Annotated in this window: 11 protein-coding genes; 1 reads left to right on the top strand and 10 read right to left on the bottom strand. The window is 39.4% G+C overall.

The genetic code is table 11. The annotated features are described in order from the left end of the window. Positions 1–70: 70 nt before the first annotated feature. The 3 genes from ACZZZC_RS04675 to ACZZZC_RS04665 are packed head-to-tail and all read right to left on the bottom strand — an operon-like array spanning position 71 to position 16,632. Positions 71–2,071, bottom strand: a complete 2,001-nt coding sequence (locus tag ACZZZC_RS04675; RefSeq protein WP_463485047.1) for an OmpA family protein — start codon at positions 2,069–2,071, stop codon at positions 71–73. A 9-nt stretch (positions 2,072–2,080) separates the two neighbouring features. Next, a complete protein-coding gene (locus ACZZZC_RS04670; protein ID WP_235527259.1) occupies positions 2,081–3,082 on the bottom strand; it encodes a PorP/SprF family type IX secretion system membrane protein in 1,002 nt (333 codons plus the stop codon). Between the two features lie 41 nt (positions 3,083–3,123). Then, positions 3,124–16,632: an Ig-like domain-containing protein gene (locus ACZZZC_RS04665; RefSeq protein WP_463486655.1), complete on the bottom strand. Its 13,509-nt coding sequence runs from the start codon at positions 16,630–16,632 to the stop codon at positions 3,124–3,126. A gap of 216 nt (positions 16,633–16,848) precedes the next feature. Between ACZZZC_RS04665 and ACZZZC_RS04660 the strand changes: the two genes are divergently transcribed. Further along, positions 16,849–19,425, top strand: coding sequence for a tetratricopeptide repeat protein (locus tag ACZZZC_RS04660; protein WP_463485045.1), 2,577 nt, complete (start codon positions 16,849–16,851; stop codon positions 19,423–19,425). Positions 19,426–19,481: 56 nt separating this feature from the next. Here ACZZZC_RS04660 and ACZZZC_RS04655 read toward each other — a convergent pair whose 3' ends face one another. From ACZZZC_RS04655 to ACZZZC_RS04625, 7 genes are all read right to left on the bottom strand, one after another. Then, positions 19,482–20,321 carry an OmpA/MotB family protein gene (locus ACZZZC_RS04655; RefSeq protein WP_463485044.1) on the bottom strand — a complete coding sequence of 280 codons (840 nt, stop codon included), beginning with the start codon at positions 20,319–20,321 and terminating at the stop codon, positions 19,482–19,484. A gap of 92 nt (positions 20,322–20,413) precedes the next feature. Further along, positions 20,414–21,076 (bottom strand): DUF2461 domain-containing protein, encoded by a 663-nt coding sequence (locus ACZZZC_RS04650; RefSeq protein ID WP_463485043.1) that lies wholly within the window; start codon positions 21,074–21,076, stop codon positions 20,414–20,416. A gap of 102 nt (positions 21,077–21,178) precedes the next feature. Then, complete coding sequence (locus ACZZZC_RS04645; protein ID WP_056848411.1) at positions 21,179–21,574, bottom strand: hypothetical protein; 396 nt, start codon at positions 21,572–21,574, stop codon at positions 21,179–21,181. Between the two features lie 2 nt (positions 21,575–21,576). Next, on the bottom strand, positions 21,577–21,852 hold the full coding sequence (locus ACZZZC_RS04640; RefSeq protein WP_265798424.1) for a hypothetical protein: 276 nt from the start codon (positions 21,850–21,852) through the stop codon (positions 21,577–21,579). Positions 21,853–22,433: 581 nt separating this feature from the next. Further along, the gene (locus ACZZZC_RS04635) at positions 22,434–23,162 is read right to left on the bottom strand and encodes a DUF4302 domain-containing protein (protein WP_463488228.1); all 729 of its coding nucleotides are present in this window, start codon (positions 23,160–23,162) and stop codon (positions 22,434–22,436) included. A gap of 86 nt (positions 23,163–23,248) precedes the next feature. Next, positions 23,249–24,154: a zinc-binding metallopeptidase gene (locus tag ACZZZC_RS04630; RefSeq protein ID WP_463485041.1), complete on the bottom strand. Its 906-nt coding sequence runs from the start codon at positions 24,152–24,154 to the stop codon at positions 23,249–23,251. A gap of 2 nt (positions 24,155–24,156) precedes the next feature. Beyond that, the gene (locus ACZZZC_RS04625) at positions 24,157–25,746 is read right to left on the bottom strand and encodes a RagB/SusD family nutrient uptake outer membrane protein (protein ID WP_463485040.1); all 1,590 of its coding nucleotides are present in this window, start codon (positions 25,744–25,746) and stop codon (positions 24,157–24,159) included. Positions 25,747–25,756: the final 10 nt, after the last annotated feature.

The following is a 25,756-nucleotide window of genomic DNA, read 5'->3' as shown; positions in this document are numbered from 1 at the left end:
CACATGGTATATCAAGTAAAAAGCCATCTCCAAAACTGAAGACGGCTTTAAGAAGAGACATAATTAAATTTTATTTCTTTGTAACTTTAAATTCTGTACGCCTGTTTTTGGCTCTTCCATCTGGATTATCTTTTTTCTTCTTGCCCTTTCCAATCTCGTTTGGTGCAATAGGCATCGATTCTCCATAACCTTTAGATGTTAACCGGGATTCGGAAATTCCTTTGCTAACCAGGTAATCGACGCAAGATTTCGCCCTTTGGTTTGATAAATTTAAATTGTATTCATCGGTACCTATATTATCGGTATGCGAACCCAACTCAATCTCCATCTCTGGATTATCTTCCAAAATTGGGATAAGAAAATCCAGTACTTTTTTAGATGGCTCCGTAAGTTCTGCACTGTTAAACTCGTAATAAATATTATCTAAGGCAATTGGAATTCCTAGTTTAAAAGGACTTAGACAATAATCTTTATAAATCATAGTATCGGCTTTCGCAAGCTCCTCGTAAGAGTAATTTTTGGTGATGGAGAAATAATTATCCTTCGCAAAAAGCAACTTTACAGGCCGTTTTGAATCTGTTCTGAACGTATATTTACCATCTGTGCCAGTGGTTTGTTTTTGATTGTTTTCTATGTTAGAAAAAGTCACTGTTGCTCCTGCCAATGGCAATTTTGTTTTGCAATCGGTAAGAATGCCGCTGATGTTGAAAAACTCCTTTTTAACTTCGAAAACCTCTAAACAGCATGATGATTCCCTATCAGAACTAATGTAACCCTTTGTGCCTTGATCATCAATTGCGGTAAAATAAATATCATCTTTCGAGGAATTGAATGGATAACCCAGGTTTTTAGGCACGGTCCAGGTAATTAAATCTCCTTCGGCTTCGAAAAAATCCAAGCCACCCAAGCCCACTCTTCCATCGGTACTAAACAACAATTTTCTGGTTATGGTATTGTAATATGGCGCACGTTCATCATCTTCTGTATTAATGGTTGGCCCCATATTTACTGCCTGACCTAAAGTTCCATCTTCGCGGAGCGCACAGTACCATAAATCGAACTTTCCGTAGCCTCCACTTCTATCAGACGAAAAAAGTAAAAATTTTCCATCTGCCGTTACATATGGCTGGCTCGAGTTAAAGTCTTTACTATTGATCTCTAATCCTACAGGTACCGGATCAGACCATTTATTATCCATTTTTGTTGCGGTATAAATCGCATATTTCTCCCGTTCTCTCCAGTAAGTAAAATACACCCTGTTTCCATCAGGGGTAAAGCTTGCCGCAGCAACTTCTATGCTTTTCGGCAGATTGAGGTCCATCATTTTAACCGAAATATCAGATACCTTTAAATCGCTTTTGGTAGTATACAGGTTGTTAATGAACGGATTTGCCTTTGTGGAAATTTGCACATCGCCGGCATCGGTTTTCACAACATCCTTTTTTCCCGTAATAGATACAGGACGAGAAGATGTAAAATAAAAATCATTGCCCAATTTAACTGGAGCATAATTAGATCCTAATCCATTTACATTATTGGCCAGCTTTCTAACCTCCACCATTCTCGGAAAGCGCATTTCCTCAAGTGCAAATTTGCAAGAGGCAATCTCCTTGTTTGCGTTTTTAACTAATGGATCGTTTGGATTCTTCGAGATAAAAGTTTCAAAGGCCTGAATAGCAGGTGTGAATTTTTTATTGGCTCTTAAACATTCCGCGTAATAAAATTGAGCCTTGCGGTAACGTGTATTGGCAAAGGTTATCGCTACTGCATAATACTTTTCTGCCTCCGCATATTCTCTATATAAACGACTAGATTCTGCAAGGTTATAAATTGATTCTTCATAATCTTCCATCACTTTATCATCCTTTGCAGTTTTTCTCTCTGTACCATAAGGCAAGATGGCCTGTGTGCTATCGCCAGTAATTTTTAATGCCTTTTTGTAAAAGGTTGATGCCGCGTAATAATCTTTGTTCTCGAAATAAGTATCAGCAACTCTTTTGTAATTGACTACAAATTGAGCATTTGCATAGCCAAAAGATGCTAAAAATAAAAACAGTAGTATTCTTTTCATTTTAAATTATTATAAACGTGGACAGAAGAAATTTGGACCGATGATGCCATTTCGCCCAATAAGCGAGATAGACAATTCAAAACCGCCGTTACTGTTTGAAGCTCTGCTGAAATTTGAAGTATTAACATCATAACTTAGTCCGAAAACCATATTTTGCAATTGCAAGCCTACAAAAGCTATGGCCGCATCTTTTACACGATAATTACCACCAAAAAGAATATTTGATGATGGATTAATATTCAACTGTGCGTATGCCCCTAAAGAAATTTCATTGGTGTTTCCCTGATACATGACCAATGCATTTGGAACGATATCTAACAACTCCGACGCCCGGATCCTGGCGCCGCCATGCCCGGTAAAACGTACCGGAATGCGAGAATTTGAACCGGAAAAACGATCAACAGGCATGGTGAGGTGGGCAGCACTTGCACCAACGAAGACATTTACACTCTTATTTGGGTTACCATCAAAGTACATAATACCTGCATTTACATCGGGCACTAATGAAGATTGAGACTGGAAGGTTTCGCCGCTCATCATGCCGCCATCATAGCCAGAAATTGGATTAAACTGGTTACCAAAGCGGCCCTGTGAAAAATCGAAGCTTCTGTTGATAATCCCAGCCTGCAAACCGAAACTAATCATTTGCAAACCCTCGAAACCGAACCTCAAACGATACGAACCAGACACAAGAGCCGTTAGATAATTGAAATCCAACTCACCAGCTCTTTGGTTTAATACTGTAGCGCCAAAAGCAAGGTTTTTCTTTGGCGCCATATCAAAAGAAGCCCCGCCAGTAAGGAACGAGCTATTTAGGGCTCCCCACTGCTGTTTAAAATTTAAACTTGCCCTGTAATCTCCATCAACCACCCCCGTTAAAGCCGGGTTTAGCCAAAGAGGGTACGCATAGTACTGAGAAAAATGTGGATCTGTTTGAGCAAATGATTTAGCTGTGCAGATAACCAAGCCCAAAACAGCTACATATACTTTTAAATTCGAAATTATTTTCATGGAATTTGATTTTTTCTGTTTATAAATTAATCTGCACATCGTTATCTCAATAAAGTAACTGTTCCTTTTTTAATCACAGTTGATCCATCCGTTAACTGAACCTCTACCATAAATACATATACACCGATTGGTTGATTAACACCTTTGAAAGTTCCATCCCATCCGTTAGCAACGTTATCAGATTGGAAAATTAATTGGCCCCATTGTGTATAAATAGACATTTTGGCACTTGCTATGGTATTTCCATAAATTAAGAACACATCATTTTTACCATCGTTATTCGGTGTAAATGCATTCGGAATATAAATCTGGTTACCCAATGGATTACTTGCTTTACCGGTTACCGGGGTAGAATTTGCACTGGTTTGGCAATCTAACTGGCCTTTAGCTCTAACAATTATGGTAACAGCCTGATCTGGTTTTAAACCTGAAGCCAGGTAACCTGTTCCTACTGCAGCTTGCCAGGTTAAACCGTTATCCGTTGAAACCTCGTAGCCTGTTGCGCCATTAACCGCCGCCCATGCAAACGTTACACTATTTGGTGTAGTAGATTGAACGACAACCGAAGGCGAAACTAACACTGGTAGCACAGTTACAGTAACCGCTGTTCTTGTTGGGCTTGCACAACCACCCACCGCAATACTTTCCACATAGAAAATAGTGGTGGTAGTAATGTTAGGTGTAGTAAATGTAATGCCCTCGCCAATCGAACTTCCGTTTGAACTGGTTGTGTACCATCTGTAGATTAAACCTGATACTGGATTGTTAACGGTTAAGATGGTATTGCTTCCCGCACAAATAGTCGCATTTGCGGCAGTAACCGAAGCAGGCGCCACTGGCACTGGTAACGCAACCACATTTACCGGGGTTCTTGTTGATGATAAACAAGATCCATTTGCACCTTCTACATAATAAGTAGTGTTGGTTGTTATTGCCGGTGTTGTGAAAGAACTTCCCGTTCCTGCAATTACACCTCCAACCGGTGTGTTATACCAATTGTAAACCACATTTGCTTGTGGATTTGAAACGGTTAACACTGCCGAGTTTCCAATACAAATGCTCACATTTGCTGATGTAACCGTTGGAACATTAGGTTTCTGATTAACCGTTACGGTGACTTTTACTCTTCCACCATTATTATTACATCCTCCAGCGCCCACTGCTTGTACATAATAATCGGTAGTGGTATTGATTACCGAAGTGGTGTAAGAAGTACCAGTGAACAATAAACTACCACCAGTTGAAGCAGTGTACCACTCATAGGTTACACCTGTTTGTGCATTTGTAACCGTAAGTGTGGTTGGCTCGCCAGAACATATACTGGTTCCTGCCGTTGCCACTATAGGACTGTTAGGAATAGCACTCACTGTGATCGCTATTGCAACCGCATTTGAAGCTACATTTTCGCATTTATTATCTCCCCTCACGGTTACATAATAGGTGGTATTGGAAGTTAATGCAGGTGTAGTGAATGATGCACCTGTAAAGACTACCGATGTTAGCGCTGCATTGCTATACCAGGTAAAAATTGGATTAGTAACCATGGTGCTCGTTGCAGTTAATGTTGTTATGCCACTGGTACATACTGTAGTTGTTCCGCTAACAGCCAGATCAGTTGCTAAAGCTCTAGGGTTTACAATGATCGTTACCGGTTTAGCGTTTGCAGCTGTGTTCTCACATTTATTACTTCCTTTAACAGTTACATAATAAGTGGTAGTGGTGCTTAAAGCTGACGTTGTAAAAATCGGACCAACAAATGCCACGCTGGTTAACGAAGCATCGTTGTACCAGGTAAATACCGGACTAGTTACGGTTGTAGAACTTGCATTGATTGTTGCTGTTCCCGAACCACAGATTACTGTTGGATTTGATAGCGTGATATCTACTGCCGTAGCCACTTCGTTTACCGTTACCGTAACTACTTTCGCTGTTGATGCAGAACTTTCGCATCTGTTATCGCCCTTAACAGTTAGGTAGTATCTTGTTGTTGCGGTTAGTGGCGATGTATTAAATGTTGCGCCTACAAATGCAACCGAAGTTAAGGCCGCATCGTTGTACCAGGTAAATACCGGGTTGGTAACCGTTGTAGTTGTTGCCACTAACGCTGCAGATGAACCTGCACAGATTGAAGCATCGCTGGCAGTAACATCACTTGCACTGGCGACTGTAGTTACAATTATCGCTACTGCTTTTGCACTGGCTGCCGAATTTTCACACTTGTTATCTCCTTTCACCGTTACATAATAGGTAGTATTGGCTGATAATACCGATGTTGTAAATACTGCACCTGTAAATACTACATTATTAAGTGCCGCATCACTATACCAGGTAAATACCGGATTGGTAACAGTAGTGCTCGATGCGGTTAAGGTTGTGCCCGAACCGTTACATATTGACGTTGTTCCTGTAGTGGTAATATCACTTGCTACCGCTATTGGGTTTACAATGATTGTTACCGGTTTAGCGCTCGCAGCTGCGTTCTCACATCTATTACTTCCTTTCACAGTAACATAATAAGTGGTAGTGGTGCTTAAAGCTGGCGTTGTAAAAATCGGACCGACAAATGCCACGCTGGTTAAAGAAGCATCGTTGTACCAGGTAAACACCGGACTAGTTACGGTTGTAGAACTTGCATTGATTGTTGCTGTTCCCGACCCACAGATTACTGCTGAATTTGACAGCGTGATATCTGCTGCAGTAGCCACATCATTTACCGTTACCGTAACTACTTTTGCTGTTGATGCAGAACTTTCGCATCTGTTATCGCCCTTAACAGTTAGGTAGTATCTTGTTGTTGCGGTTAGTGGCGATGTATTAAATGTTGCACCTACGAATGCAACCGAAGTTAAGGCAGCGTCGTTGTACCAGGTAAATACCGGGTTGGTAACTGTTGTACTTGTTGCCACTAACGCTGCAGATGAACCTGCACAGATTGACGCATCGTTGGCAGTAACATCACTTGCACTGGCAACCGGTGTTACAGTTATGATTATCGCTTTGCCATTTCCAGCAGCGTTCTCACATTTATTATCCCCTTTAACAGTTACATAATAAGTGGTATTTGCTGATAATACCGGTGTGGTAAAGGTACTGCCCACAGCAGAGATGTTGGTTAAAGCTGCATCACTGTACCAGGTAAATTGCGGGTTGGTTACATTTGGCGAACTGGCCGTAAGTACAATTGAAGATCCTGCACAAGCCGTTGTACCGCCCGTTACAATAATATCAGTAGGTGTAGCAAGCGGGTTAACCGTCACCACAACAGTTGTAGCATTCGCCGCAGTATTTTCACATCTGTTGGTTCCTTTAACTGTTACATAATAGGTGGTAGTTCCTGTTAAGTTATTTACAGTAAAAATTGGACCGGTAAATGCTACGCTGGTTAATGATGGATCATTATACCAGGTAAATACAGGATCAGTAACAGTTAGGCTCGAAGCTACTAACACAGTTGATGAACCCGAACAAATTTGTGTATTGGCCACTGTGATATCGGCTGCAGTTCCAAATTCTTTAACTGTTACCGTGATCACTTTAGCTGCATTAGGCTGATTTTCACATTTGTTATCGCCCTTCACAGTTACATAATAAGTAGCGTTATTGTTTAAGCTACCCGTATTAAACGATGCTCCGGTAAACACTGCATTTGATAATGCGGCATCGCTATACCAGGTAAATATCGGATTTATGATTGCGGCAGCTGAAACGGATAATAATGCACTTTCGCCCTTACAAATTGAGGTGATGCCATTTACATTAATATCACCAGCTGTAGCGTATGGGTTTACCGTAATCGTAATCGCTCTTGCTGTGCTCGCTGTGTTTTCACATTTATTATCTCCCTTAACCGTTACGTAGTAAGTTGTATTAGCCGTTAAGACAGGGGTAGTAAATTGTGAAGTTGTATTGACTACGGTAGTTAAGCTTGCATCGCTATACCAGGTAAACACCGGATTAGTTACTGTAGTGCTTTGGGCATTCAGGGTAACTGATGCTCCGCCGCAAACCGATGTTGGTCCGCTTAGAATGATATCTGTTGCTACTGCTACAGGATTAATGTTAACCGAAACCTCTCTTCCATTACCAGCAGTGTTCGCACATCTGTTGTCGCCGCTAACGCTAACATAAAACTTAGTTGGGGCGGTAATTGCAGGAGTAGTAAAGGTTGCGGTATTACCAGCCAATAACTGGGTTAAGGCAGCATCGCTATACCAATTAAACACGGGATTAGGGATGGTACTTGTTGCGGTTAATACAGTAGTTCCGGTTGCGCAAAGCGATGTATTGCCGGTTACGGTAATATCGCTGGCTAAAGCCGCTGGATTTACAGTAACCGAAATTTTCGTTCTTGTTGGGTTGGCGCAAGCATTAGCACTAACTGCCTCTACATAATAGTCATACGTTCCAACTGATAAATTTGCTGGCGTTGTGAATTTATTATTATTGGTTACCAAGAGGTTACCATTTACAGGTTGATCGTACCAATTATAAGTGATACCCGTTACAGCAACCACACTTAACTCAACCGGTGTATTTAAACAAGTTGTTAATGGATTACCTGTAGAAGGAACTGGTGGCGTTGGCGGAGCCAGAACGGTAACCGTTGCTTTTACTTTAACTGTTTCGCAACCATCAGCACTAGCAGTTACAGCATATTCATAAGTACCTGCTGCTAACGTCGGGTCGGTTGTGAAGGTCGCCCCATTTTTTCCTGTATATGTTGTTCCTGCATACCATTTGTAAGTAATTCCTGCCTGAGGATTTTGAACACTTAGTGTTGCAGCAGAACCCTGACATACACTTACAGTATTGGTAGTTAAAGTAGGTGTAACGATGGTTTTTTGTGCATAATCAAAATTTATGGTTGTTAAAGCACCAAGTAAACCGGCATTTAATCTCAACTCCACTTCATCAAAACGACTTGTTGGAACAATGGTTAATATTCCCGAGTTGCTACCAGCTAATAACCTCAAACTAATTAATGGGTTTGATACTGCAGTAACATCGCCATTACTGTTTCCATTTAAATAAGTGGTTACAGTAACGTTTGGTAATAGGCCCAATGATAATAACTGACCTGGAGTGGTAATTTTTAGTCTTAAAGTATCACCAACATTTGAAATAGATGAGAATTTTAATCTTTGATAAACTGACGATCCTAATAATCCGACAGGAATAACTAATGTTGAGCCCGTATTTATATTGCCATCAATTGCACTATTTGGATTAATTACACCTGCTCCTACGCTTATACCTCCTGATACACCATTGGTTTGTGATATCGCAGCACCACATGGAGTAGGCACTGGTGAACCATTAGGAATTACTGTTACATCAACACGTGCTCTAGTTGCAGAAGTACATCCGCCAGGGATGGTGGCTTCAACAAAATAAGATGTGTTTCCTGTGAGTGGTGGTGTAACAAAATTACTTGTTGCAGAATTTGTAGTGCTGAAAACCGGAGTTGTTCCCGTTTCGGTGGTGTACCAGTTAATCGTTACTCCTGCTGTGCTCGAAGTGGCAGTTAAAGAGGCTACCGACCCTTCTGTAATGGTCACAGCCGATGGAGTTACAACAGGAACTTCAATGTTACCGATGGTAATGGTTGCTATAGCTTTATCAGATGTTGAACCGCAGCTATTCACTGCTTCAACACGATAAGTGCTGTTTGCAATAACATTAGAAACCGTAAAGGTTGGTCCATCGAAACCTGCCTGATAAACATCTGCACTATTGTACCATCTGTAGGTAGTTCCAGCAATAGGATTTTTAACCTGGAATATAACCGAAGCATTTAGACAGGTTTCCACGTCTGGTGATAATAATTCTGGTTGCAATGGCGCCGGAGTAACGGACACATTTACTGCCGTCCTGTAACTCACACAACCCGATGCAGATACAGCTGCTACAAAGAACTTAGTATCGGCAGTTAAAGTTGGAGTAGTAAAAATAATGCCATCCTTGCCTGTAAGGTAAGTACCGGCAGCATCATACCATCTATAGGTTAAATTTGATGATGGATTGCTTACTGTTAACTGAGTAGTTTGACCTTCGCATGCGGTTACATTTGCAGAAACAACTGTTGGTGCAACCAGAATGCGCTGTGCATAATTGAAGTTTAACGAGGTTAATGCAGAAGCAATTCCTCCGTTTAATCTCACCTCAACCCCATCAAATGTTGCCGTCGGCACAAACGTAAGTAAAGCTTGAGTATCTCCACTTAGTAACTGAACATTTAATAACCCACTATTTACTGTTCTCGAATCGCCGTTGCTGGTGGTTCCAAGATAGGTGGTGATTTGTGTATTACCCAAAACACTTAATGAAAGCAATCTTCCAGGCGCTGAAACCAACACCCTCACGGTATCGCCTAAAGTAGATACCGAACCAAAACTTGCCCTTTGGAAAACCGATCCGCCTAAGGCGCCCACTGGTAAAATTAATGAAGATCCTGTTTGGGTATCATTATCAATGGCTAAACCGGGGTTAAATACACCAGCCAGCAAGCCTAAACCTACAACACCGTTGGTTTGTGCTATTGCCGCTTCGCAAGGAACAGGATTAGGAGCTCCTCCCGTGTTCACGGTAACCGTAATCTGAGCCCGAGCAGTTGAAGCACATCCATTTGCAGAAACGGCTTCAACATAATAAGTGGTGGTAGTGGTTAATGCTGGCGTAACATAAGTTGGACCAACATAAACCGGAGTAGTAGATGCTGCTGAATTATACCAATTGAAAGTAACATTTGCTTCTGATGAGCTAGCTGTTAAAATTGCAGTTTGCCCTGGTGCTACTGAAGACGAGCTTGTTGCCAATACAGGTAACGATGGTGCAGGATTAACCAGAACCAATACTGTCGCCCTGCCTGTGCTCACGCAACTTCCTTGTGAGGCCTCTACGTAATACGTGGTGTTAGCGGTAAGTGCCGGAGTAGTTACCGTTGCACCTGTTAAAACCGGAGTTCCACCAGTTTGAGTACTGTACCAATTGTACGTTACCCCAGCAATTGGATTGCTTACAGATAATGTAGCCGGGCTACCTGCACAGCTCGCAGCAACCGTTGCTACTGTAGGTACAGCCAAGGCTGGTGTTACCGTAACCGTTACCGGAATACGGTTTGGATTTGCACAAGTACCTCTTGATACCTGAATGTAATAAGTTGTTGTAGCGGTTAACGCTGGAGTGGTAAAAGTAGCTCCCGTGGCAACTTCATCGCCAGCGGCATTATACCAGGCTATAGTTGTACCTCCATTTGCCGTTGCGGTTAAAGTAGCAGTACTACCTGCACAAATGGTTTGTGAGCCAGCAGTAATAGTTGGATTTGGATATACGATTGTTGCGCCATAAACATCTAAACTAGTTACAGCAGAAACTACACCACCGAAACGTATCTCTACCCGATCAAATGGTGCGCCAGCTAAAATGCTTGCGGCAAATCGGCTTCCACTTAAAAGTTGAAGATTAACAAGTGACGACCCCAACTGTACTGTTCTTACAACAGTAGTTCCGTTTAAAATGGTTACGGTTGTATTATTAAGGAGCTGAAGATCCAATAAACCGCCTGGCAAAGCCAAATCCAAGCGAACACTATCGGTAGCGGTACCCGCTATTGGAAATCTTAATTGTTGATATCCGCTTGATGCGACACCAACCGCTAAAGTGATTCTTGTAAAATTATTCGGATCGGTATCTGTAGAGTTCCCTGCTCCGGAAATTCCGCACAACAAGCAAATGCCAGTAATGCCACTGCTTTGACTATTGGCTGCATTACATGCGGTGCCAGTACCAACAGGAATAACAGTTACGGTAACCGGAACCCTGCTTGCACTTACGCAACCATTGCTATTGGTGGTTTCAACATAATATGTTGTTGTAGAATTTAACGCTGGTGTAGTAAATGAAGTTCCAGATCCAACTTGTGTACCGCCAGTAGCTGCATCAAACCAGGTAATGGTATTACCTGAATCAGCTGTTGCCAATAAAGTAGTTGATTGATTTGGATTGATGACCTGGTTATTAGTAGATACAGTTGCTAAAGTTGCCGGCGGATTTATTGAAACCGTTACCGCTGTTCTGGCACTTACTGCAGTTCCAGAAACCGCCTCAACATAAAATACAGTTTGAGCAGTTATTGCCCCTGTTGTAAATACACCAGTATTGTTGGTTGCCAACGGTGTGGAACCTGTTGCTCCGTACAAATTATAAGTGACACCAGCAATTGGGTTGCTTACAGTTAACGTAGCTGGCGAACCAGAACAAACTGCAACATTCGCTACCACAGGCGCATTTACCGTTACCGTGATGCTGTAACCTGTTGTGGCTACATTACCATTGGCATCTCTTGCAGTTAGCGAGACGGTATAATTGCCTCCCAAAGTTGGTACGCCTGTAATTTCCCTGGTATTGGTATTAAAATTTAATCCAGGAGGAAGATTGGTTGCAGTATAAGTGTAAGGGCCTGTACCTCCTGTAACTTCCGGAAGTGTTTGTGTTGGATAGCTGGTACCTACTACGCCATTTGGCAATGTTGCTGAAGGCAAGTTTAGTGCACCTATTACTTTCAGTGCATAATTATTACTTGCGGTTCTACCCTCGCTATCAACAACGCTTACAGTTACCACATAATTTCCAGCTTGTGTTGGAACACCAGTAATTTCGCGTGTGCCAGGGTTAAATTGTAATCCTGCCGGAAGATTGGTTGCCGTATAAGTATATGGACCAACGCCGCCAATTGCAGCAGGAATAGTTTGAGCAGGATAATTTACGTTTTCATTGCCGTCTGCCAATGTTGCTGGCGGCAGCGTTAACGGATCGATAACTGTAATAGAATAAGTTGTAGTAGCCGTTTTTCCTGTAGAATCAGTTACTGTAACTGGAATTGGGAAAGTACCAGATTGTGTTGGCGTTCCAGAGATTTCTCTTGTAGCCGGGTTAAATGTTAATCCCGTTGGTAAACCTGTTGCTACATAGCTATATGGCATTGTTCCACCAATTGCAGACGGAATGGTTTGGGTAGGATAAACTAATCCATTTGTTCCGTTTGCCAGGCTTGCTGCCGGTAATGATAATGGATCGGTTACTTTTAAAGTATAGTTTGAAGTGATGGAATATCCATTAGCATCAGTAACTGTTACCGGGATAATATAATTCCCAGGTTGAGTAGGTGTACCCGTAATTTCTCTGGTTGTTGGATTGAAACTTAATCCAGGAGGAAGACTTACAGCAGAATAAGTTAATGGCCCTGTACCACCAGTTGCGGCAGGGATGGTTTGTGTGGGATATAATGTTCCGGTTACGCCATCAGGTAACGCAGCGCCTGCCAAAGCCAATGCTGGCGTTATTGCGAAATTAAATGTTGCCGTTGCCGAACAATTTTTAGTATCTGTAGCAACTACTGAAAATGTTGGATCTCCTGCGGAAGTTGGTGTGCCCGTGATTAATCCTGAACTAGATAAGGATAAACCTGCCGGCAAAGTGCTTCCCGATGCTAAGGCATAAGTGAAGCCCGGTGTACCACCTGTGGCTAATGGTAATTGTTGATTGTATGGGAGCGAGATGCTTGCATTTGTTAATGTACTGCCATTAAATACAATAGTAGGATTTACAGTTATGGTAATCGGAGTTCTGGTTGGATTTGAACACAAAACACCGTTGATCAATTTATTAACCTGAAGGTAATAAGTTGTATTGGATGAAAGCGCTGGTGTTGTAAAATCACCACCGTCAGGATTTAAAACAGTTGCACTTATTGGGCTATCGAAATAGTTCACAGTAGTTCCTGTTACCGGTGTAACAGACAATTTAGCTGTAGTACCAGCACAAATAGATTGAGCACCAGAGATAATGGTTGGATTTGGATAAATAACCGTTGCACCATAAATATCTAAGCTGCTTACTGCTGAAACTACACCTCCGAAACTTACCTGAACGCGGTCATAGGCTCCGCCTGCAACTAATGTCGAGGCAAATCTTCCTCCACCCAAAAGCGTTAGCGATAACAATCCTCCATTTATCTGAACTGATTTTACAACTGTTGTTCCATTTAAAACCGTTAAGGTAATGTTATTCAAAACGCCAACGTCGGCCAAACCACCTGGCAAACCTAAGTTTAACCGAATACTATCTGTGGCCACACCTACATTTGGAAAAATAAGTTGTTGCACACCTGTTGCTCCAACCCCCACACCTAATGTTAATCTGGTAAAGTTATTTGGATTAGCATCAGTAGAATTTCCTGCGCCTGTTATGCCACATGCAATACAGATTCCGGTAATTGCTGTGTTCTGGCTTCCAGCAGCATTACATGCCGTAGTACCTGAAGTGGGAATAACCGTAACGGTAACCGGAACACGAGAAGTGCTTGGGCAACCCGCTGAACTGGTGGTTTGAGCATAATAAGTTTTATTTGCCGATAGCGCTGGTGTAGTAAATGAAGCACTGGTGCTTACCGGATTTCCACCTGTTGCAGCTTCATACCAGGCAATGGTATTTCCTGCATCAAAAGTAGCTGTCAATGTAGCTGTTTGACCAGCATTGATAGCAATATTACTGCTTGCGACTGTAGGTAACGTTGCCGGTGGATTTACCGAAACAACAACCGAAGTTTTTGAACTTACCGCGGTACCAGAAACAGCATCGATGTAAAAAGTAGTTTGAGTGGTTACTACTGGTGTATTAAATATTCCAGTTGTATTAGTTTGTATTGGCGTATTGCCAGTTGAATTGTATAATCTATAATTGATGTTTGCCCCAGAGATAAGATTGCTTACCGATAAGGTTGCACCCACACCCGAACAAACCGTGGCAGATGCAACTATTGGCGCATTAATATTGACATTAAGCGTATAGGTTGTTGTGGCACTGTTACCACCAGCATCTGTTGCGGTTAAAGATATCCCAAAAGTTCCTCCTTCAGTTGGGGTACCTGAAATTTCTCTTGTGTTCGGATTAAAAGTCATTCCTTGCGGCAAACCAGTTGCTGTATAGGCATAAGGTGAAGTTCCTCCAGATACTGCTGGTAAAGTTCTGGCTGGATAAGCCGTTCCAACCGTTCCATCTGCCAATGTAATTGATGGCAAATTGAGGGTTCCAATTACTGTTAAAGGATAAGATCTGCTTGCCGTTCTTCCACCACCATCGGTAACCGTAATTAAAATAGAATAGTTACCTGCTTGTGCTGGCGTACCCGAAATGCTGCGGGTGCTCGGATCAAAAGTAATTCCTGTAGGAAGATTTGAAGCAACATAAGTGTAAGCTCCTGAACCTCCAGTGGCTGGAAGAATGATTTGTGATGGGTAAACAGTTTTTTCAGTTCCATCAGCAAGGCTAGTTGGCGGCAATACCAGTGGATCCAATATGGTAATAGAATAAACAGTTGTTACCGTTTTACCATCAGCATCCGTAGCCGTAACAGACACTGGATAGGTACCTGCCAAAGTTGGCGTTCCCGCTATCGCTCTGGTGCCAGGTGTAAATGTTAATCCTGCCGGTAAACCTGTAGCTGCATAAGCATAAGGTCCTGTACCGCCCGTAGCTGCAGGGATAATTTGTGGAGTATAATTTGTTCCGGTTGTTCCATTTGCTAAAGTTGCAGGTGGCAGAACGAATGGATCGGTTACTTTAAGTGTATAATTGGATGTTACCGTATTGCCGTTTGCATCGGTAACAGTAACCAGAACAGTATTATTGCCTGGTACCGTTGGCGTTCCGGTAATTTCTCTTGTTGTTTCATTAAAGGTTAAACCAGCAGGAACGTCGGTAGCTGCATAAGTGTAAGGACCTGTACCGCCTGTAGCAGCTGGAATAATCTGAGTAGGATACGAAACATTAGTTACTCCGTCTGGCAATGCACCTGGAACCAAAGTCAAGGGCCCTGTAACGGTGAGAGTGAAAGTTGCGGTTGCACTACAGCCCTTCGTATCCGTTGCAACTATAGAAAAGCTATAGTTATTGGCAACAGTTGGCCTGCCAGCTATATCTCCAGTTGTAGAAAGTGTTAATCCGGCCGGTAAGGTGCTACCCGCAGCTAAAGCATAGGTAAAACCTGGCGTTCCACCTGTAGCAGGCGAAATTTGTTTATTATAAGTTGAACCACTTGTTGCATTTGTAAGCGTGCCACCAGCAAAATTAATGATTGGATTTACCGTTACGGTCACTGGAACACGTACAGATTCTGCTGTACAGCCTGCTCTAAGTGAGGCAACATAATAAGTTTTATTTGCCGTTAATGCTGGCGTTGTAAAAGTGCCATTATAAGTCTGTGTTGATACAGCATTTCCTCCATCGGCAACGTCATACCATATCAACTGATTTCCGAGCGCAGTGGTAGCTTGTAAGTTAGCACTTGTATTGTAACAGACATTAACTGCATTTGAAACCGGTGCCGTAAACGTTGGAAATGCAGGGCTTCTACTAATGTCATAAATCTCTACATACTGAGTAATATTAGCACTTACGAGTGTCGATAATCTCACTGAAACCCGATCAAAAGCAACCCCCGGAGCGAATGGTACTGTTACGGCCTGACCACTATTTAACAAGCCCAGCAAATCTAAGCCCAGTAAGCTGGATGCCGCAGCACTGTAAACGGGCGTATTTCCGCGGTAAGCAGTAACCCTTAAATTATCGAACAGCTTTAGGTTTACCAAAGCAGGCGAAGTTCTGAAACGTAAATTTATATTATCGGTTGTATTTGACAGTGTAGGAAAGTAAACGTTTACACTTTTTGAGGCCGCTACGCCCAACACGCCTGTGCTTAGGTTATAGAAACTATTTTTATCATTATCTATTACCTTTTGAAAATCGAAATTTTCTGCTCCAGCCAGGTTCAATGCATCTAACGAGATGCCCTCTGCATCAAAATTTGCATAGGTATTTACATCGCAATTATCATTTCCATCGATAGTGTAGGCATAATAAACATTGGTTTTGCCAATAGTAGTAAGTAAAAGACCAGTGGTTCTGTCAACAACATAAACCTGATCGTAAATTTCATTTGGGGTGATGGCAATAAAAGTGTAGCCATTCTTATCTTTAACTATTTTAATATTTGAGTTATTATCGAAACCTGAAGCACTCGATCGACTTAAAATAGTGGTTCCATTGGGACGTAGAGCTCCAACCTCAAATTGATGGTTTCCGATAACCAGCGTTCCAACAATGTCTGCTACGAGCCCTCCTAATGTTCCTCCTAACAAGCCGTTTAGGGCCGATTGATCGAAATCAATTCTGATATAGGTGGTTTTATTTGCCGCAACGCTGCTTGGAAATTTTAAATTTATTCCGCCAGAATAGGAACCTGCGCCCAACGCTACCCCCCCATACGAATTAAGTGTAGCAAAATTAGCATCACTGGTACTGATCGCATTGTTGATATTATCTACACGGGATGGACTAAATGAAAAAGGCTTAATTTCAGTAACTGAATTTGCATAATTTTTTGTTTGCGCATACGAAACAGAACCGAAGAACGTTAGTAAAGTGATGATTGCGAATGCAAGCGCACAGCGAATTGTTCCTTTATGGGAATGAGAGGTAAAGATTTTCATCATGTCAGGCGTAATTGGGGATGATTGATTGTGTTTAGTACTCGTACATAAACATTTCAATGACAAATCTACATTTCGCATGAACATGCTTTCTATCCATTCTTGTTCATTATATTTTCGAAATTTTCATTCATTTTGTTCATCCGTTCAATTAACATTTATTTAATTTCCTGCATTGTGAAATTATGATGACATTAGCGAAGTCATCCCTGTAAATTAATGAATACTAACGAACTCCTCTCTGAACTCAGGAAGTTTGTACTTATAAAGTCGGGATTAAAAAATATAGATCCTTCTCACTGTAAGCTTATTTCTGAGTATATATTTCAAGAAACTAAAAACTATGTTAGTGAAACCACTATCAAAAGGTTTTTTGGCTTCGCAAACACGCAACACAAATTTTCTTTGTTTACTTTGAACAGCTTATCACAATACATAGGCTATTCAGACTGGAATACATTCTGTAAGGAAAAAGAAACTCAGGTTTCAGCTGAACAGAGCACCTGGGAAACACTCAAACTAAAAGCGAAGTATATCAGTGACATTGCGTTGGTTTCAAAGAAAAATAATTCAGGCATTCCTTTCGGGTACACGGCCAATAGGAGTTTCTATTATCCTGATTTCGATTATTTTTTAAATAACGATTATCAGTTTACCACTTTGAGTGCATTGCCTGGCCAAGGTAAATCTATCCTACTGGCACATTTGGTTCATCACTTTTTTTATTCGGAACAAGCATTGTATAAAAATGATATTGTTTTGTTAATGAACGTGAATAGTATCAATACGATTATCCGAAATGGACTAACGTTAAAACAATGGTTTTTAAAGGAGTTTAAATTTGAAAGCGTTAACGATTTAATTAGTTTTTTCAAAGTTCATCCAGAAAAAAAAGAGGGCCGGTTTATATTAATCGTTGATGGAATTGACGAATTTCTCACCAAGACAGAATATTTACAAACATTTATAGATTTTTTATACAGTATAGAAGAAAACAACTTCTTAAAAATGGTATTTGGTTTACGAACCAATAGTTGGATTAATCTGCAGCCTGTTATAACAGGCTCGGCTTTTTTAACAAAGAGTTGGTATAATGGCTTGTTTTACGATCTTGATGTACTTAGCAATGTTCCTCCTTTAAGTACCGAAGAAATACTGAATATATTAAGCCAGCTTGAAGATAAAACGGTTATTCAAGATGAAGTGAGCCCTGCCCTCTTGACCCAATTTAAAACGCCGTTTTGGTTGCAAGTATATTATCAATTAAAAATTGATAATCTTGCCCTCGAATTAAATAATACGCTTCTATGTTATGAGATTATTAATTATTTCTTAGAAAAGAAAATCTTTTTAGCTAAAAAAAGTACCGAGAAAATATATCTCCTAAAAAAAATAAGCGGACGTATATCTAAAGGAAATAAAGGTCTTCGTGTGGCTAAAGAAGCTATTCTTGACATTGTAAATCAGTATCCTGACGCTTATCAAGATTTGTTGTACGATGGTATTCTAATTGAAGAAAAGCGGCTTAGCACTGCAATACCCACAGAAATTGTTCGCTTTTTGAACGATGATATCTATACTTATTTCATTTTTATTCAAATCACCGAACGCTTTGATTACAAACCAGGCAAGGAATTTTTTGAATACATTTTAGCAACCTTTCTGCCAGGAACAGTATTAAGATATCACATTTTAAATTGGGCTATACGCTTCTGTATCAACAGAAATGAAATTTCTGAGTTAAAAAACATCTTGAAGCTATCATTTACGAATGAAGAAAAAAACATGTCGTTTGATTTCATTTGCAATGTTTCGAAATATGAGCTAAGTAAGCCCAACTCCAACTTCAATAAACAAAGTATCGACTTAAATTTTATTGATATTTTGGCTACAGGCCGAACAATGAGTAAACTTTATAAGGAAACCATCAAAACTATTTCGGATAATGTATTAAATGAGGATGTCCAGATTATGCTATTGGTTATCGAATGCAATATCGCTTTAATCGACGTAGACAAAGCTTCGTTGATTAGCGCAATGCATGCACTTAAACGCCATTACAAAAGATTAAATGAGTTATTCCCCATAAACCCTTACGACATCCTTTTATATTTCATGAATAACCTTACGGGAAAACCACATGAAAGTAAAACACTGGAAGATAAGATCATCAGGCTCTGCCAAAAAATTGATAAGAGTGAACCTTTAAGCAACAAACTAATTACTACACCCGAAATTCTGGCCTATCGATTGGTTTTATTGGCTTTATTCGCACAGAAAAATTATGCTGAATGCCACCGTTTTATTATGGCTATTCTAAATAAATATCCTAATATCTTTAATGTACGCCATTCGGTCTTCTCTCCATTTCTATTGCTACAATTAGGGCATACCTATCTTAAACTCAACTATTATAAGAAGGCTAAAAGAGTTTTAGAATTTATGGAGAAAGTGATAGAATGCGACTATACTTACTACACCAATTTTATTAGCGTAGGTTTTAGTTTATTCAAGGCGAGCTTTTATAACTGCACAGACAATTATGAGCAAGCAGTTACCGAGATAGAAGCAGGCTTAAAAATGGCTTTCAAAAACGATTTTAGAGTCTATGAAGTTTCGTTGCTTTTGTTAAAAATAGATGCATTAAAGCATTGTGATAAACCCGAAGAGGTATCAAATGCAATAAAAGAATTATTTAAATTTATATCGATAAACAAAATTTCGATGCCGGAGTATGCCAACTTGAATAATTTCGAATTCGAACAATCCTTTAAGATTTTAAAGTCTTATAAATAAGAAAATGCCCTTATGATTAATCAAAAGGGCATTCTTATTTATTCAATGTGATTAGATTATTTGATCAAGTTATAAAGTTCATCCAACTTAGGAGAAAGTACAATTTCGATTCTTCTATTTTTGCTTCTTCCATCTGCACTTGCATTTGAACCGAGCGGCTGAAATTCTCCTTTACCTGTGGCCGTCATTCTAACGCTTTCTACCTTCTCATTATCTGTTAAATAACGTACCACCGAAGTTGCCCTTAACACACTTAAATCCCAATTATCTTTAATTTGACCTAAGTTGTTTATTTTTTGATTGTCGGTATGGCCTTCTACAGCAATGTTAATTTCTGGTTGTTGCTTTAAAACATTAGCCAACTGTGTTAGTGCCTGCTTCCCTTTTTCATCTATGATAATACTACCTGATGGAAATAACAATTTATCTGTTAGCGAAACATAAACCTTTCCATTTTTAATTTCTACAGTTAAGCCGCTTTTGGCGAAGCCGAGCAGTGCTTGTTGCAACTTCTCTTTTAATGAATTGGTTGCTTCATCGCGTTTACGCAAAACCTCTTCCACCTCTTTTAAACGCTTTTCCCGGGCAGCCAGATCGCCAGATAGCTTTGTAATTTCGGTGGTCGAATTATTCTTTAGCTTTTTATAGTTTGCATCTACTTCATTGTAACTGCTTTGCAAATCTCTTAATTCTTCAGCCATCAAAGTGGTGTCTTTCTTAAGTTTCGCAACCTCTTTCTCTAAATTTTCAATTTTTACCAAGCCCTCATTAAAGGCAGTATATAAAGAATCTTTGCTACCCAATAAAGCTTTATATTTTTTTGGCGATAAAACCACGCATGAGGTAAAGGATGAAATGAATAAAAGAATGACAAAAGCTAAGAAGGTATTTTTCATATTATAGAATCAAGATTTTAGTATCAAGTACAAGTCCTATCAAGGGTTAAACATTAACTGTTGGTTATTTTGAGTGTTGAATTAAAAGTTGATTATTGCTCAATGGCATTTCGTAAAAATGCAACTAATGGTTGTATTGTTGCAAAAGAACTTATCAACTTATTAACGAGATCAGCTTTAAAAAAGTCTTCATCTTTTAGTGGCATGGTCGCCTCAAAGCTTTTTAACTTTAAAAACTCGATGTTTGGATCTGCAGGATCATAGCCCTTCGGCGCATTTTTTAGGGCATTTGTTGTGCCCAATGTGAAATTTGCTTTGAATGCTTTGGCTTCGATAATGCTTTTGAACTCATCAATATTGTAATCTATTTCCTGGCGGATAAGTTTAACATGTGGTGCTTCGGGCATCCAATAACCGCCTGCAATAAAGCTTTTACCCGGTTGGATGTGTAAATAATAACCAGGTTCATTACCGCCTTTGCTCTTGGCAGAAAACCAAATGCCAAAGTTATTTTTATACGGGTCTTTATTTTTACTGAAACGCACATCACGATAAATACGCATTAAGCTCTTCTTCGCATCAGTTTCTGAGGAAATTAAGGGATCTACCTTGGCCAGCTCCGGTATAAGCGCTGCTACAAGTTTCAGAGTATCTTCTTTCGCTTCCTCGTATCTAGGTTTATTTTCTGCAAACCATTCGCGGTTGTTATTTTCCGCTACCTCTTTGATAAATTTTAAGGTTTCTTTTTTTAGCATATAGATATGATTAACCGGATAAGCCGTACAACAGCCATCCAATTTAGAATCTTCAATAATTAATATATCGTGTTAAACACTCAAACTTAAAACTCCTGACTTTTATTGATCGTAATAAGCTTTATACTTAATATTCGGCGACAATACATGAAGCAAAATAATACGTGAGTAGCGGTAATTAAAAGGATAAAGAATAAAACAACCAGCAAAAATCGCAATCAAATAATGCCAAAAAGTTGCATCAGTTAGTGGACCGAAAAACAGGTAGGTAATAAAGCTTACAAGGAGCATTTCGATTACATTCATGGCATAACTAACGTACATGGCCGCATAGAAATATCCAGGTTCAATTTCTATCCGCTGCGCACAATAACTGCAAATTTCTTTGGTATGCTGAATGTTCCAGCCATACATACTGCCCGTAAATATATCTCCCCTGCGACAGTGTGGGCATTTGCAGTTTACGATTGCAGAAAGCTTGGAAGTTTTACCAGACATGTTTAGTTTAAATGAAAAGGTTCTTTTTTCATATTTAACGCCACATTTTTCTTGCGGTATTTCTTATACCAAATCACCCCAATTACTATTGCCATAATGTAAGGAATGGCCAGTAAATATAAAACACCCGTATTTAAACCAGCCGAAACGGTATTGCCATTTTTTACCCCCTGCTCTGCATTGATGCTACACATGGCGCATTGTGCTTGTGCATTAGCAGTGAAAAGTAAAATGCAGGCAATTGAAAATAAGATAAAAGTGAATGTCTTTTTCATCATTGCAAATATAAGATTTAACGTGTGAGGGGTAGCAAAAATTATGTCATAAAAAAACCCCGCTGATGAGGCGGGGTTTGTGGGAGAGAGAAAATTTTTAAACTATTAAGTGATTACTTCATCTTTACTTAATTGCCTTTTCCAAAAAATAAAGACTATTAATAAAACCACATTAATTGCGATAAACAAATACGAACCTTCAAAAACCCAAGAAATAAGGTTTAACACAATAAGCATGGTACAGCTTATTTTAAACTGTCCTATTTTTTTATAATGAATTTTATAGTCATATAGGCCTGATAAGACAAAAAGAATAGCCAGAATTAATCCTAGCATTTTCACCTCAAAAGAATAAACTTTCTCGTTAATTAATATAAAACATACATGGTTCGACAAAAAAATCAAATAGCCTAGTATTTGCCTTACAATGATTTGCATTGGAGATTTTATAAATGATTTATAATAAAGATATGCACAGTTAAATTCGCCTTATATTTTAAAATTAACATCGATTTTTAAACTAAAAAATTTACAGAAAACCCCGCTGATGAGGCGGGGTTTAAATGAGATCTCTTAGATAAAGTTTAAAATATCGGCACTAATTTTAACGTCCCAGCGGCATTGTCATAATATCCATTAGGATAACCTACTGCTGCCGGCTTTCTCGTCAATACCTTAACTGTGATGCCATTAACGGTTACAGGTTCTAAAAACTCAATACCTGTAGGTGTAACCCTAAAAGAGTACACGTCTGTAAGCGACTCTAATTCCATAAACCAACCAAAAGTAAGCGGAATATTACCAGTAGAAGTTTCAAATCTATAAGAGTTTGGTGCGTAGTAAATTTGCCATGCAGCTTTGTAACTGGCGATTACTGTAGCAGGATTTGCTGGCATAGGTACCATTACAATACGAGTGCCTCTTTTTCTACCTTTTAAAATTACAGAATCAGCGTCAGCTTTCGTTACTAAAAACTCTAGATCGCCACCCAAGCCACCATCGTTACTTACTAACCCCGTAATCGCTCCAGGTGCAGCAAAATAAGCTAAAATTGAGTTGTAGGTATCAAAAGTTAATATCGGACCAGCACCAGGATAAACCTTATAAGAACTGGTTACATTACTTGCCGTGTAATCTCCTTGTACATTTACATCCGTAGCGGAGGTGAAATTAACAAATAAATTAACCCCACCATAAGGCGCATCTGTTCCTGGATAATATTGCATAATCCAGCCATTTGGCTTACTTCTCAAAACGGTTTGTGCATTAGCAACCGCTGCGTTTAAGCGAACTGTTGGGCTATCCTCAAATATTCTATCTTTCTTTTTATCACAAGCAGCAAAAAAAGAAGACTAGCCATTAGTAATAAATAATAATTTCTTTTCATAATATAATAAGCTTATAATGATGTTTGATCAAAAGTGGCCAAATTGGCTTTTCTATTTACAATGTTAGCTCTTAACACATCCATATCTATATTCCAAACCGTTAACATGTAGTTTTTTACTGCTATAAGTTTGTTATTGATAATTGTTCTTCCAGCAGCTGTACTTCCAGTTACATTTAACATCGCGTTAAATTGAGTCGCAGATAATGTAATATAAAATGAATAGAGTTCAGCAAAATCTTCTTTAGCAGAACTACTCGCATAAGGGGAAATAAAACCAGCAGCAAGTGCTGCACCATTACCAGCCGCTCCTGTGCCCCAAACGGTACTCCAAATGTCATCAACATACGTATTTCCAGATATTGCTTGGAAACTGGATGGGAAATCGGTTGTTTGATTTAATATATGTTGAAATTCATGATGAATGGTATGAAAATAACTATCAGTCAAGAAATCAGGATTAACACCTGTTGTTGCATTTAGTGAATTCACCTCATATAAGGTGATTTTCTTAGCACCTTCAGCAGTACCTAAAATTCTGGTTCCATTGTTATTATAGGCCGCTGAACCAATAAAATTAATCAATTTAGGAAAATATTTTTTAATGAATATTTTACTTCCAGTAACCTCATCATAAGGCTCAAAGCCTAAATATTTAAACAACTTGGTTAAGCGAATAGAGCTAGTATAACTCGCCGGAAGCAAATTATAGTTCAAACTTGACTCTTTATCAACATATTTATATAAAATATCTACATTATAATTTAATACATAGTTATTATAGATATAATTATCTAGTGGGTTTTTTTCAATGGTTGAATCGACGAACACACTGTTCGCATCCAACTTTTCTTTTTTACAGGCGCTCAATACTAGTGTGCTTGCAAAAAGAATTAAATAAATATTTTTAAATTTCATGTCTATCTTGGATTAGGGGTTAAACCAGAACTGATTACATCTTGAGGCAATTGTAATGCTCTTCTATTATCTCTAACTACTAAAGTATTTGAACTAATTGGGCCAACTGCTCCTGCTACAATTGTACGCCTTGTAATTTCAATACCATAACGTTTTACATCAAACCAACGCAAACCTGTTAGCAAAGTTTCTGCTCTTCTGTAAAACAATAGTGCATGTAACATATTTTCCTGTGTACCAGCTTCAATCACAAACTCTGCATTAAATTTCTTTTTCGGAGTTGAAACTGCTGGTGTAGAATAGGCAAATCCGTTAGCCCAAGCGTTAATAGAAGCCTCGGTTAACACAGGTGTTGCTACCGTATAAGTATTGTTCACAAAAAGTTGCATATCAGCAATAGCAGGAGCGTAGTTTTTTAATTGGATATTTGCTTCAGCTCTGGTTAGCAACGCTTCTTCTGCAGTAAATGGAGTAAAAACACTATGTGTATAACCGATACCTGCTACAGGATCTGTGTATTCAAACTGGTAAGAAACATGTGGTAGCAATACTTTATCCAAATTTGCCCCTGAATAAGTATAGGTTCTAACTCTATAGGCCGGAAGAGCCGTTCCATAATTGAAATGTGGAGTTCTGGTTGTTAAGATAGATTCTTGTCTGGCAATATAATTTCCATGAGAATATCTGCTTCCAGTGTAATAGTTACCAAATGCTAATGCAGCAGCAGATGCTGGCGTACTAATTAAAAAGTTAGCTTTGATCGTACTGGCATTGTATTCTCTGGTGGTATTTGCAAAATTTGCAGAAAAAGTAGAGATATATGACCAATCACGAAGATATGCTGCAGGAGAATTGTTAAAAGATGCTGTTGCATAACTTACAGCTTTTGCCCAATCACCTTTATACAAAAATAGTCTTGCGGCAAAAGCATTTGCTGCAGACTTATTAAAGTGATATTTGGCTACATTGGCATTAGAATAAGAAGCATCATTAATTAATGGTACCCCAGCTTCTATATCCTTGATCATTAAATCGTATACCTCTGCAACTGTGTTTCGCTCATACTTTGGATTAAGGGTAGTTTCCGATTTTGTCATATAAGTGATACCCAAATCAGTGGTTGATTTTGTTGGAGAATAATGCTGAGCAAAAACATTTACCAATATAAAGTGGCCGTAAGCTCGTGCTACCAAAGCTTCTCCTTTAGCAGCAGTTAATGATGCAGGATTACCTTGTTCTTCTATGGCAGCAAGGGCAGCGTTTGCACTAGCTATCGCACTATAACAGCCGCTCCATAATCTATCGATACCATCATTATTGGTTTCAGTTATATCCTGCCAATTAAATGCCTGAGTCGAAAACCTATCGCTGTAAGGATTTGTATCACCATAATCGTCAACATTATCTGAAGACAGTTCGGTTGGTAAAACATAAGAATTTTGAGGGTAAGCAGAGACCAACATCTTTGATATTTTTTCCGTACTGTTTAGTTCCGCTCTATTGTCAGGCAATTCATCCAAATATTTCTTACAAGAAGAAATGTTTAAGATAGCGATTGCACTAATGGCTATGAATAAAAATTTATTTTTCATCTTTAATTTC

Source organism: Pedobacter sp. AC212 (assembly GCF_979258625.1).
Note: the sequence above shows the minus strand (reverse complement) of the source record. Positions and strands in the feature narration are given on the sequence as shown.

What these genes read in the sequence shown, in the direction of transcription:
- ACZZZC_RS04675 (WP_463485047.1), bottom strand. Translation starts at nt 2,071, where the DNA reads ATGAAAAGAATACTACTGTTTTTATTTTTAGCATCTTTTGGCTATGCA.
- ACZZZC_RS04670 (WP_235527259.1), bottom strand. Translation starts at nt 3,082, where the DNA reads ATGAAAATAATTTCGAATTTAAAAGTATATGTAGCTGTTTTGGGCTTG.
- ACZZZC_RS04665 (WP_463486655.1), bottom strand. Translation starts at nt 16,632, where the DNA reads ATGATGAAAATCTTTACCTCTCATTCCCATAAAGGAACAATTCGCTGT.
- ACZZZC_RS04660 (WP_463485045.1), top strand. Translation starts at nt 16,849, where the DNA reads ATGAATACTAACGAACTCCTCTCTGAACTCAGGAAGTTTGTACTTATA.
- ACZZZC_RS04655 (WP_463485044.1), bottom strand. Translation starts at nt 20,321, where the DNA reads ATGAAAAATACCTTCTTAGCTTTTGTCATTCTTTTATTCATTTCATCC.
- ACZZZC_RS04650 (WP_463485043.1), bottom strand. Translation starts at nt 21,076, where the DNA reads ATGCTAAAAAAAGAAACCTTAAAATTTATCAAAGAGGTAGCGGAAAAT.
- ACZZZC_RS04645 (WP_056848411.1), bottom strand. Translation starts at nt 21,574, where the DNA reads ATGTCTGGTAAAACTTCCAAGCTTTCTGCAATCGTAAACTGCAAATGC.
- ACZZZC_RS04640 (WP_265798424.1), bottom strand. Translation starts at nt 21,852, where the DNA reads ATGATGAAAAAGACATTCACTTTTATCTTATTTTCAATTGCCTGCATT.
- ACZZZC_RS04630 (WP_463485041.1), bottom strand. Translation starts at nt 24,154, where the DNA reads ATGAAATTTAAAAATATTTATTTAATTCTTTTTGCAAGCACACTAGTA.
- ACZZZC_RS04625 (WP_463485040.1), bottom strand. Translation starts at nt 25,746, where the DNA reads ATGAAAAATAAATTTTTATTCATAGCCATTAGTGCAATCGCTATCTTA.